10 protein-coding genes are annotated in these 12043 nt (G+C 54.9%); 2 read left to right on the plus strand and 8 right to left on the minus strand.

Translation table 11 applies throughout. The annotated features are described in order from the left end of the window. Positions 1-40 precede the first annotated feature (40 nt). Both SQ11_RS05170 and SQ11_RS05175 read left to right on the plus strand, forming a co-directional pair. Complete coding sequence (locus tag SQ11_RS05170) at positions 41-802, plus strand: polyamine aminopropyltransferase (protein WP_041513095.1); 762 nt, start codon at positions 41-43, stop codon at positions 800-802. Between the two features lie 170 nt (positions 803-972). Beyond that, positions 973-1161, plus strand: coding sequence for a DUF3460 family protein (locus SQ11_RS05175; protein ID WP_041513096.1), 189 nt, complete (start codon positions 973-975; stop codon positions 1159-1161). Between the two features lie 15 nt (positions 1162-1176). On the opposite strand, the gene SQ11_RS05180 is transcribed toward SQ11_RS05175, so the two are convergent. The 8 genes from SQ11_RS05180 to SQ11_RS05215 form a co-directional block, all read right to left on the minus strand. Then, positions 1177-2376 carry an acetyl-CoA C-acyltransferase gene (locus tag SQ11_RS05180; RefSeq protein WP_041513097.1) on the minus strand — a complete coding sequence of 400 codons (1200 nt, stop codon included), beginning with the start codon at positions 2374-2376 and terminating at the stop codon, positions 1177-1179. A 116-nt stretch (positions 2377-2492) separates the two neighbouring features. Beyond that, positions 2493-5033, minus strand: coding sequence for a 3-hydroxyacyl-CoA dehydrogenase/enoyl-CoA hydratase family protein (locus SQ11_RS05185; protein ID WP_041513098.1), 2541 nt, complete (start codon positions 5031-5033; stop codon positions 2493-2495). 178 nt (positions 5034-5211) lie between these two features. Then, the gene (locus tag SQ11_RS05190; RefSeq protein ID WP_041513099.1) at positions 5212-5628 is read right to left on the minus strand and encodes an acyl-CoA thioesterase; all 417 of its coding nucleotides are present in this window, start codon (positions 5626-5628) and stop codon (positions 5212-5214) included. Between the two features lie 162 nt (positions 5629-5790). After that, the gene (locus tag SQ11_RS05195; RefSeq protein WP_041513100.1) at positions 5791-7608 is read right to left on the minus strand and encodes a long-chain fatty acid--CoA ligase; all 1818 of its coding nucleotides are present in this window, start codon (positions 7606-7608) and stop codon (positions 5791-5793) included. Positions 7609-7665: 57 nt separating this feature from the next. Continuing rightward, the gene (locus SQ11_RS05200) at positions 7666-10038 is read right to left on the minus strand and encodes an acyl-CoA dehydrogenase (RefSeq protein ID WP_041513101.1); all 2373 of its coding nucleotides are present in this window, start codon (positions 10036-10038) and stop codon (positions 7666-7668) included. A 64-nt stretch (positions 10039-10102) separates the two neighbouring features. Further along, positions 10103-10462 (minus strand): BON domain-containing protein, encoded by a 360-nt coding sequence (locus SQ11_RS05205; protein WP_041513102.1) that lies wholly within the window; start codon positions 10460-10462, stop codon positions 10103-10105. 70 nt (positions 10463-10532) lie between these two features. Continuing rightward, complete coding sequence (gene miaA / locus SQ11_RS05210; RefSeq protein ID WP_041513103.1) at positions 10533-11504, minus strand: tRNA (adenosine(37)-N6)-dimethylallyltransferase MiaA; 972 nt, start codon at positions 11502-11504, stop codon at positions 10533-10535. Positions 11505-11545: 41 nt separating this feature from the next. Next, entirely contained in the window at positions 11546-11926 is a 381-nt protein-coding gene (locus SQ11_RS05215) for a YajD family HNH nuclease (protein WP_041513104.1), read from the minus strand. Positions 11927-12043 lie beyond the last annotated feature (117 nt).

The raw sequence follows: 12043 nt of genomic DNA on the forward strand, positions 1-12043 counted from the left end.
CGAAGAGAGCGCAGGCATAATCTTTCAAGGATTCAGACTCGTGCATGGATTTTCCAAACGGCGCGCTCATACCCAGGACGAATCGAACATCCAACTGAGTGAGCAAGGCGGCGTACGCGCACTCCATCTGGGTAACAGCATGGTGCAAAGCGCCATGAGGCTGACCGCTCCCAATGATCTGGAGCTGACCTACACTCGGTACATGATGGGGTTTATGCTGTTTCATTCCAATCCTGAAAATATTCTGATGATTGGTCTGGGAGGGGGATCACTGGCGAAATTTGTCTATCATCGGCTCCCGCGAACGAAGACCACCGTGATCGAAATTAATCCGCAAATTGTTGCGATGGCACGCAATTATTTTTTTGTGCCAGCCGATGACCAACGTCTGCAAGTGATCATTGGAGAGGGGGAGGACTATGTCGCAAGCCATCCCGCCAGCGCGGATGTGCTGATGATTGACGGATTCGACGATGGTTGCCAGGTGTCCTCGCTTTGCAGCCAGGATTTTTACAATCGTACCCGCGAGACATTGAAGAAGAAGGGTGTGCTGGTGGTGAATCTGCTCAGTAGGGATAAGGGGCTTCAGGAATATCTGAGACGCATCGAAAATAGTTTTGGTGGTCACGTTATTACCATGGCGGCAGAGGCGCGCGGCAATCTGATTGTTTTTGCGTTCAAGCAAAACCCCGGCAAACTGGCATGGGAAGAATTGAGGGAACGCGCCAAGAAACTAGAAGCAGAATTTGCCCTGCCATTTCCGGAGTATGTCAAGAAACTGCGGAGGGGCAAGACTTTGTGAATCATGCTTTCAGGCGAATTTCAGCGGGAGAGCGCACAGGTTTCTTTCCGGCTGGCGTCTTCATGGGCTGCGCTATGCTTTACCCATCCTACATAAGCTGGTAAAGTTATAGGTTCTGCAAGCCCGCGCAAATAAACAACAGGCAGAAACGAGGATAGAGGGATCAGACCATGGTAAAACTTTACGAATCCGACCACACTAAATTCATGCGCGAGCTATTCGAGAAAAACCCCAAGCTTGCGGAAGATCAGAAAGAAGCGCGTGCGATCTGGTGGGACAAGAATCTGGACAGAGATGAACGCAAGCGCTTCAAGGAATCGGCCGTCCCGCAGAAAGCTTACGTCTATTTTGGAAAATAGCGCCGCATAAAAAAATCAGAGCGCCTCGAACACCCCCGCGGCGCCCATCCCGGTGCCGACGCACATCGTAACCATACCGTACTTCTGATTGTGCCGGCGCAGGCCGTGCAGCAGCGTGGCGACGCGGATCGCGCCGGTTGCGCCCAATGGATGACCCAGCGCAATCGCACCCCCCAATGGATTGACCTTGGCACGATCCAGCCCCAGGTCGTTGATGACCGCGAGACTTTGGGCCGCGAAAGCTTCATTCAATTCGATCCAGTCGAGATCATCCTGATTCAAGCCAACCTGTTTCAGCGCTTTGGGTATCGCCTTGATCGGTCCGATGCCCATAATCTCGGGCGGTACGCCCGCTACCGCAAATCCCATGAAACGTCCAATAGGGGTGAGATTGAAGCGCTTCAATGCCGCTTCGCTTGCCAAGATCACTGCACCGGCGCCATCGGACATCTGCGAGCTATTGCCTGCCGTTACCGAGCCGCCGGCCGCAAATACCGGTCGCAGGGTGGCGAGCGTTTGCGGGTTGGTGCCGGGGCGCGGGCCTTCATCGGTATCCCGGAGGACGGACACGCTACGGATTTCATGCGCGGCAAGATCGGGCCGTTTTTCTTCAACCGGGTAGGGTGCGATCTCCTGCCTGAATTCCCCCATTCCGATGGCTTCGAGCGCCCTGGCGTGGCTTGTCACCGCAAACTCATCCTGCGCTTCGCGACTGACCTGCCATCGTTGCGCGACTTTTTCTCCCGTTATACCCATGCCGTAGGCGATTGCCACGTTCTCGTGCCGCGCAAATATCGCGGGGTCCAAAGACATCTTGTTGCCCGTCATGGGTACCATGCTCATGCTTTCGGTGCCTGCACCGATCATCACATCGGCTTCTCCCAGGCGGATGCGGTCGGCCGCGAGCGCAACTGCCTGCAACCCCGATGCGCAAAAGCGATTGATCGTCATGCCTGGAACGCTATCAGGGAGCCCGGCCAATAATAGTCCGATACGCGCCACATTCATTCCCTGTTCCGCCTCCGGCATGGCGCAACCGGTAATCACGTCGTCAATGGCAGCCGGATCGAGCCCCTCGCATTGCGCCATCGCAGCTTTCAACACATGTGCCAGCATGTCATCGGGCCGCACGGTTTTGAACATTCCGCGTGGCGCCTTCCCCACCGGGGTGCGTACGGCGGCGACAATATAGGCATCCTGAGTTTGCTTGGTCATGGCAGTTCTCCTTCGCTAATTCACACTGGGAACGATTGCGAATTAGATATGCTTCAGTTTATAAAAATCATCTGATCAATAAATATATTTGCGCTCAGGAAGTACTTTTCAATAGCTTAATTCCTCAGCGGTTTTCCCGTCTTCAGCGTATGTTCCACGCGTGCCTGCGTCTTCTCGGTGGCCAGCAGCTCTATAAATGCGGCCCGTTCCAGTTCCAGAAACCAGTTTTCATCGACCAGGCTGCCAGGCGTCAGGTCACCGCCGCACATGACATGCGCGATTTTGCTGCCAATCAGATAATCGTGTTCGGAGATGAAATTACCTTCCAACATGTTAACGAGCATGCCTTTGATGGTGGCAATACCGGTCGAACCCGCTACGGATATGTTGCGGGCTCTGAGCGGAGGACGATAACCCGCTTCAGCCAGTGCGAGCGCTTGCGCCTTGGCGATATAAAGAAGTTCAAACCGGTTCATCACCACTTGGTCGGCGCGGCGCAGATATCCCAGCTCCTTGGCATGTTCAGCACTTTTTCCCAGTTGCGCGGTGGCGACACCTTGAAAATAATTCTTCAGCAGGGGAAAAGGATCGCCGTCTTTGGTATCCTGGGATGCCCGCAAGGCGAGTTCTTTGCAGCCACCCCCCGCCGGCAGCAACCCCACGCCGGCTTCCACCAGGCCAATATAGCTTTCCATCGTGGCCACCGCGCGGTCGCAGTGCATCACAAATTCGCAGCCGCCACCCAGGGCGAGCCCATCCACCGCCGCTACCGTGGGAATCGCCGAGTACCTGAGGTCTTGCGAAGTCTGCTGGAACTGAGCCACCATTGCCTCGACTTCCGCCAACTTTCCCGCCATCAAGGCATCGGCAAGATTGAGACTGCGTGCGGCTTTGAGCACTGCGGACTGCGCCGTTTTCTTCAGTTTCTTTGCCAGCACACTCAAGGTGGACGGCGGCTCGCCGCTTTTCAGCCGCTCGGTGGCTTTTTGCAGATTGGCGCCTGCGGAAAACGGCGGCTCGGTTTGCCAGATCACCAGCGCGCGCCAGTTGCGCTCTGCTTCATCGATAGCTTCTTGCACGCCATCCAGCACGTCGCTGCCGACAGTGTGCATCTTGCTCTTGAAGCTGAGAATGGCAATTCCGTCATCACCCTTGCCGCCAGCACCGTCAACGGTATGCCACATCCGCACCGCATCCGTCTCGAATATGGTTTCGCCATATTGGATTTCCTCGCTCAGGAGCCGGTCCGGAAACAATTGCCGCCGATACACCGCTAATTCTGAACGCGGACGGAAGATATTTGGGACCGGCGCATAAGAGCCATGCGCCCTATGTACCCCCTGTATATCCCGATTGACGGTCCGGTTAACACCTTGACCCATCTCCTGAACCCAGTCAGGCAACGGCGTTGCGCTCATGCTCTTACCGGCGGCAATATCTTCATTGATCCACCCTGTCACTTCTTCCCATCCCGCTGCTTGCCAGATTTCAAACGGCCCCTGATTCCAGCCAAAACCCCAGCGCATGGCGAAATCCAGATCGCGCGCATTGTCGGCGATAGCCGCCAGATGGACAGCACAGTAGTGAAACAGATCACGAAACAAAGCCCATAGGAATTGCGCCTGGGGATCATGGCTGGTTCGCAGCCCGGCAAATCTAGCCGCGGGATTTTTATGTTTGAGCAATTCCTTTGTGCCATCGTCGACCGTGGCTGCGGAAAGACGGTATTTCTGCGTGGCAAGATCGAGTACATGGATTTCCTTGCCTACCTTCTGATATATGCCGCGCTTGCTTTTTTGGCCGAGTGCGCCGCTATTTATCAAGGCCTGCAGCCAGCCGGGTACGGCGTAGTAGGGGTGCCACGGATCGTCCGGCAAGGTGTCGCGCATGGTTTCGATCACGTGGGCGAGGATGTCCAGCCCTACCACATCGCTAGTACGGAAGGTCGCACTTTTGGGGCGCCCAATTAGAGGACCGGTCAACGCATCCACCAGATCGAATCCAAGGTTGAATGCGCTGGCATGATGTATGGTGGCGAGCGTCGAAAATATTCCTATGCGATTGGCAATGAAATTAGGGGTATCCTTCGCGCGAATCACCCCTTTGCCCAGATACGTGACCAGAAATTTTTCCAGGTCGTCGAGCATCGCGGCATCGCTTTCTTCGCAGGCAATCAGCTCCACCAAGTGCATGTAGCGCGGCGGATTGAAAAAATGGATGCCGCAAAAACGGTGGCGCAGGTTCTCGGGAAATGCCTGTGCCAACCGGTTGATGGAAAGCCCGGATGTGTTGCTGGCAAAAATAGTGTGTTCACCCAGGTGGGGCGCGATTTTCTTGTACAGCTCGGTTTTCCAGTCCATGCGCTCGGCGATGGCTTCGATCACGATATCGCAATCCCTTAGCCACTCGAGATTCCGGCCGTAGTTTGCAGGCTGGATAGAGGCTGCCCGGGCCGGAATTGACAGTGGCGCGGGCTCTTGCTTCTTCAGATTTTCGACCGCCTTGAACACATTGGCATTGGGGTCTCCCTGTTCAGCCGGAAGTTCGAACAACAGCGTTTCCACGTTGGCGTTAATCAGGTGCGCCGCAATCTGCGCGCCCATCACACCGGCCCCCAGGACAGCGGCCTTGCGTACGGCGAATTTACTGTTAATCAATGTTGCCTCCAGTTTGATCCGTTTCTTACATTAGGCAAAAATCCAAGTTTCGTCACAATGTTTCATCGCTTGAAAAATATTTCCTGACATATCAAATATATGCTGTATAAATATTTTCGGCAAGCGCTGCAATTGGCAAATGAACTTGCATAGAACTTTGAATTTTTTGAGCCACCTATCATTCCTGCGAAACAACTCGCGGTCTCCGATTCTCGTCCACCGCCACATAAGTCAGCACCGCCTCCGTGACTTTGATGCAGATTTCATCGTTGCCTTGACGCAGTCCTCGTTGAGCATAGACGGCAACATCCACAGTGATGGAAGTGCGCCCAACCTTGACGATGTCGGCATAAAAGCTCACCACATCGCCGACGAATACCGGTTGCTTGAAAACGAAGGAGTTTACGGCTACTGTCGCCACGCGTCCGCGCGCGCGGCGGATCGCCGGGAGGCTGCCCGCAATATCTACCTGCGCCATGATCCAGCCGCCGAATACATCGCCGGCATAGTTGGTGTCAGTGGGCATTGGCACCAGGCGCAGAATCGGATCGCGGCCTTCCGGCAGCGGGGTGTGGATTTCTGTATCACTATTCATTTTGTCCGGCCGTTGCTTCCAATTTAATGAGACAGCTTCGTGGTTTTGTAGGATGAATGGAGGGAAGCGCATCCATCACCGGTTTATTTCAAGTCACCGGGATCGATGTGATCTTGATGGATTGCACTTGGTTCCCCCATTCTTATATGCTGCGTGGTTGTCTTAATGTCCTTCATAAAGTCTGGCCACTTCATCCTTATAACGATCAAGGACTCGTCCCCGACGCAGTTTCAAGGTCGGCGTGAGCATGCCGTTCTCGACGGTCCAGGGTTCCTGCGCAAGTGTCACGCGGTATATCTTGGCATACCCGGGGAACTCGCTTATCTGACGAGTGATTCTTTCCAGCAGGATTTCTTCAAGTTTCTGGTCTTGCGTCAGGCGGCGCCAGTCACCCTCAAGGTGGTATTGCCCTGATAGGCTTTCCCAGTTACCAGGATTCAGAACTACCAGTGCGCTTAAGTATGAACGTCCTTCACCGATGAGCATCACTTGTTCGAATAATGGATCGCGCAGAATTGCTGCCTCCATATCCGCTGGTGGGACTTTCTCACCGGTAGACATGACGATGATTTCCTTCACGCGCCCGGTGATCGTAATCCCGCCGCTCTCGTCAATGCGCGCGATGTCTCCAGAGTTCAACCAGCCATCAGGCGTCAACACCGCCTTGGTGGCTTCCGGATCATTCCAGTAACCGAGCATTACATTGGGTCCGCGAATCAGCAGGGCCGCGTTCCCGCCGAGCTTGACTTCCACACCTGGAATGGGCCGCCCCACGCTTCCGGGTACGTTATTATCGAAGGTGTTGCTGCATACCACGGGACTGCTTTCGGTCATGCCGTAGCCTTGCAGCAGCGGCAATCCCAGACCGAGGAATACCCGTGAAACGTCAGCCGATAATGCCGCCCCGCCACTCATCGCGCCGCGAAGCCGCCCGCCCAGTTTAGTCATCACCTTCTTCGCCACCAGGTTGTCCAGCAACGGCCATAACAGGTGAGAAAGACGCCAGGAGCCCCGCTGCTGTTGATATTCAAAGCGGCTGAAACCGATGTCGACCGCCAGATTAAATAGTTTACGGCTGACGGCGGACCCTTCCGCGAGCTTGGCGCGAATTCCGGCGTACACTCGCTCGTAGATTCGGGGCACCGAAACCAGGACAGTGGGACGAACGATCAGCAGATCCTCCGGCAATTGTTGAATCGAGCGGGCATAGGCCACCGTGGCTCCGCACATCATGGGGACATAATAACCGGCCGTGCGCTCAAAGGCATGGGACAGGGGAAGGAACGAGAGCAGCAGATCATCGCGCGATAGCGGTACGATCTGGGAGCAGCCATACGCATTCGTGAGTATATTGTGATGGCTCAGCATCACCCCCTTGGGTCGGCCTGAAGTGCCGGAGGTGTATATGATGGTGGCCAGTTGATGCGGATCGGCTTTGATGCGTTCTATTTCTCCACCTTGCCCGGGTAGCCAGTCATGCAATGCAAGCAAGCGATTATCATCAATTTCTTCAGGGCTGCTCTGAATCGTAACGACGCGCCTAAGATTGTCGATCTGGCGGTCCAAGCCGGAAAATGTGCGCCACTGTGCCAGCTCTTCCAGCAATAATACCTTGACGCCAGCATCAGACAAAATATAGGCTGCATTTTCCGGGCGGTCGGCTGTGTAAAGGGGTACGACCACCAGTCCCATTCTCAGCGCGGCATGTTCGAACATCACCCATTCAGGGCAGTTTCTCAGCATCACCGCCACCCTGTCGCCCACCATCAGACTCTCCCGAGAGAGCGCGGCCTGCCAGCGCATGATGCCCTGATCCATTTGTTCCCAGGTCAGGTCGCGCCATTTGCCGCTCGATCGATCGTAATCCCGGTAAGCCACTCCTTCGGGTGATCGGCGGGCTCGCTCACTGAACAGGCCATCCAGTGTTCCGGCTACCTCTACGGGGATGATGTTTGTCAGGTCGGGCTGCCTGTTTTGCATGAGTCGTCTCCCTCGCCACTTGTCTATGGGTTATTAATCGAGGGCTCTGGCAAGTTGTTAGCTTGCCGTGTCATGGATCGTTTCCGCGGGCACTTCCGGGATCGCTCCCCCCGATTCAGCGTCAGCTTGCGGCTCGTTGCCGAAATCCGGGGGGAAATCGTCCACCATAATGACACGCCGGCGCAGGGCTTCCATTTTTCCCATCAACTCCAACTCGTGGGTAGTGATAACCCTTTGCTTGAGGGCGGCCGCAATTTTCTCCTCCCGCTGTGCGGGAATCCGGCTCGCTTTGACGGCCGCGCGCAACTTGGTTTCCACTGCCTCGCTTACGACCGCGCAGCGCATCGCCTCTTCCAGAATGTTCAGCGGTTCATCATCGGATTCTGGCATGTAAATACCCGCGGTCAGGCGGTCACGCGCTTCTCCCGGGGTCAGCATCAGCTTGGCTACCTTATGGCCCAGTTCATCCGATGGCGGCGCGAATGATTTACCCAAAGGAAATACCAGAAACCGAAGCAGCCGCTTCCCGACAGCGCCTCCGGGAAAATTCCCCAGCAGGCCATCGAAAGCTTCCTGCATGCGATAAAGCGCATCCCGCATCGACCAATGCAGCAATGGCAAATCGGCCGCGGGACGATCATCGTCCTTGAAGCGCTTGAGTGTCGCGGAACATAAATAAAGCATGCTGAGAATATCGCCCAGGCGAGCCGATAATCTTTCCCTGCGTTTCAGCGATCCACCCAAAACAAGCAGGGATAGATCGGCGAGCAGAGCGAAAGCGGCGGAGAAACGCGTCAGTTGACTATAGTAACCGTGGACTTCCGGACCCACGCTGCCTGGAGCGCTCGCAAGATAGCCGCCGGTTAATCCATGCAGCAGGGAACGTATGCCATTGCCGATGCTGAAAACAATGTGTCTTATCAATGCTCGGTCGAATTCCAGCGAGGCGCGTGCCGCATTGCTGTCATTCGCTGCGCGAATTTCCCTTAGCACATAAGGGTGGCAGCGTATCGCGCCCTGACCGAAAATAATCATATTGCGCGTCAGGATGTTGGCGCCTTCCACTGTGATGCTGACGGGAATATGCTGATAATTGCGCCCCAGGTAGTTGCTGGGTCCCATGCAAATACCCTTGCCACCATGGATATCCATCGCATCGTTGATAGTCTGGCGCCCGCGTTCGGTAAGGTGATATTTGACAATGGCCGAGATGACCGAGGGTTTCTCGCCAAGATCCACCGCGCCTGCTGTCATCACCCGCGCCGCATCCATCATGTAGGTATTGCCGCCGATACGCGCCAGCGCTTCCTCCACGCCTTCAAAGCGCCCGATGGGTGTCTTGAACTGCACACGCACCGCGCCATACGCGCCGCTGGTGCGTGCCGCCAGTTTGGCCGCGCCGGTGCTGGTGGCGGGCAGGGAAATCGATCGCCCGGCCGCAAGACAGTTCATCAGCATGCGCCAGCCGTAACCTACCCCGTCGCGCCCGCCGATTACCCAATCCATCGGAATGAACACATCCTTGCCGGAATTGGGACCATTCTGAAAGGCTGCATCGAGCGGGAAATGGCGGCGTCCGATATTGACACCCGCCGTATGGGTGGGGATCAGCGCGAGCGTAATGCCGAGATCTTTTTCGTCCCCAAGTAGTCCATCCGGATCATGTAGCCGGAACGCAAGTCCGAGCAGAGTCGCCACCGGACCTAAGGTGATATAGCGTTTTTCCCAAGTGACCCGCATACCCAGTACATTCGGATCGCCATTGAATTCGCCATGGCAGACAATGCCAAAATCGGGAATCGACCCTGCATCCGACCCCGCATCCGGTCCGGTAAGAGCGAAGCAAGGGACTTCCTGCCCTTTCGCCAGACGCGGGAGGTAGTAATTTTTTTGTTCTTCCGTGCCGTAATGCAATAGCAGCTCCGCCGGCCCCAGGGAATTCGGTACCATCACCGATACCGCTGCGGTGCCGCTGCGCGAGCCGATTTTCATCACCACCTCGGAATGCGCCAGCGCCGAAAAACCATGGCCTCCATACTGCTTGGGGATAATCATGCCGAAAAAACCGTTGTCTTTGATGAATTGCCAGACATGGGGCGGCAGATCGTGCAGCTCGCGCGTAATGTGCCATTCGTCAAGCATCGCGCACAGTTGCTCCACCGGACCGGCAAGAAAGGCTTTTTCTTCTGTGCTCAGTTTCGGCTTAGGATAGGCTAATAACTTGTTCCAGTCCGGCTTGCCGCTGAACAGGTCTCCGTCCCACCATACGGTTCCCGCGTCCAGCGCCTCCTGTTCGGTCTGCGAAATCTGCGGCAGGATCTTGCGGAAAAATTTCAGCATACGATTCGAAATGAGGGCGCGCCGCAGCATCGGGACGAATAGAATAACGCCGAGAACGACAACCAGTGCCAGCAGCACAGAAGAGATCAAGGTAATTTTCCCGCTTAAATTTGAAACAACCACATCCTATTATTGTAGGGGACTCCGAACGCGATCAATCTTTTACGGCCGCGCCAGCACTCTTTAAACTCATTTTATTGTCCACTTTTTTAATGCCCTCGGCCATCCAGGCAAGCATGATGACGCGATCTATCTGAGTTTGATTATCCACCAAACCGCTCAGCATAACCTCGCCATCGTGTGCTTCGATTTTCACGTCCAGATTCTTGACATTCGGATCGGCGCGCAATGCTGACTGTATGTTGCCGGCAAGCGTGGTATCGTCGATAACCGGCCCCGCCGGAGGGGTCACCCAGGACTCGTGCACCTTGTCCTCATGCCTTGTGCAGGCTGTGATGGAGAGAGCGCCGATAAGCATTCCGATAAAAATTATCCTTTTATATTTATCATTCATATTTTTTTCTCCCAACTGGAGTTGATCAAAAAATCGACAATCACATCGACCCTTTATTGATAAGCCATGATTATGAAACCAATGTCGTCTTCAAACCAGTGCCACGCAGATACTCCCATACGTGTTCCGGCAAATTTTCCATCAGGCAATCGAATTTCGCTATGCCTTGCATAGGACGCAGCCAGGTGAGCTGCCGTTTTGCCAGCTGCCGTGTGGCGGCGAGCGCCATTTCACGCATTTTGTCCAGGCTGATTTCATTGTTCAGATACATCCACACCTGCCGGTAGCCGACGCAGCGCATTGAAGGACTTTCATCGTCCAGACAGAATTTATCACGGATTGCACGAACTTCATCGATCAATCCCCGTTCGAGCATTTTTTCGAAGCGTTGCGCGATGCGCTGATGCAATACTTGGCGATTGCCGGGAGTCAGGGCGACGCGAATCACCCGATAGGGAAGATAAAGATGTCTGGGTTTTTTCAGCGTTTCCGACATGGGTTTATCGGTGAGGTAATAGACTTCCAGCGCACGCTGGATGCGCTGGCTGTCGGTGGGTTGAATGCGCGCTGCGCTGACCGGGTCAAGCCGCAGCAACTCGTTATGCAGCGCCGGCCAGCCACTCTCTTCCGCTCTGGTTTCGATCAATGCGCGCAGCCGGGTATCTGCGGAGGGGAGTTCGGAAAGACCCTCCAGCAATGCCCGGAAATAAAGCATCGTGCCGCCGGCCAGGAGTGGAATATTACCCCGCCCCGTAATCTCGCGCATGGCGGCAAGCGCATGATTAACGAATTGCGCGGCGGAATAGCGCTCGTGCGGTTCGATCAGATTGATGAGATGGTGCGGCACCGCCACCATGGATTGCGCATCGGGTTTGGCGGTACCGATATCCATGTGACGATAGACCTGGGCGGAATCCACGCTGATGATTTCAATTGGCAGATGTTTGGCGATTTCCAGTGCAATGCCACTTTTGCCGCTCGCGGTGGGCCCCATGAGAACAATGGCGGGTGGAAAAGGTGGAAAACAACTCTGCTCTGTCATGGATGAAACGCCAGATTTAACCGGATTGATTCGATTGCTGCTTACTCTTTATCTTTAAGCAGGGTTTTGAGATTTGCAAATGGATTATGCGTGGCTTGCGTTGTCTCTACATTCCCCGATGAATTGCCGCCGCCGGCGTTATCCAGGTATCGGGAATGCTCGTTCTCATGACAGTACACACATAGTAATTCCCAATTACTGCCGTTAGCCGGATTATTATCGTGATTGTGATCCCGATGATGTACCGTCAGCAACTGGACGTTCGTGTGATTAAACTCACGGGCGCATCGTCCGCAGATCCACGGATAAATCCTGAGCGCCTGCTCACGATAGGTTCTATTTCGTTGCTCCCGGTTGCGCCGGGCTTCGGCGACAATACGATCCAGCCTGTCGTTGTCCGGGGGAATTGATTTCGATGACATTTGAATCGGTAAGCCGGGGCAAACTTCAAAATCCATTTAAATACCACATGAAAAAGCATTAAACGCCATATTCGATTGCATGGCAAGCACCGGGCTTTTCGGTTAGAATCCAATTTT

It is taken from the genome of Nitrosospira sp. NpAV (assembly GCF_000832065.1).
GTDB lineage: Bacteria > Pseudomonadota > Gammaproteobacteria > Burkholderiales > Nitrosomonadaceae > Nitrosospira.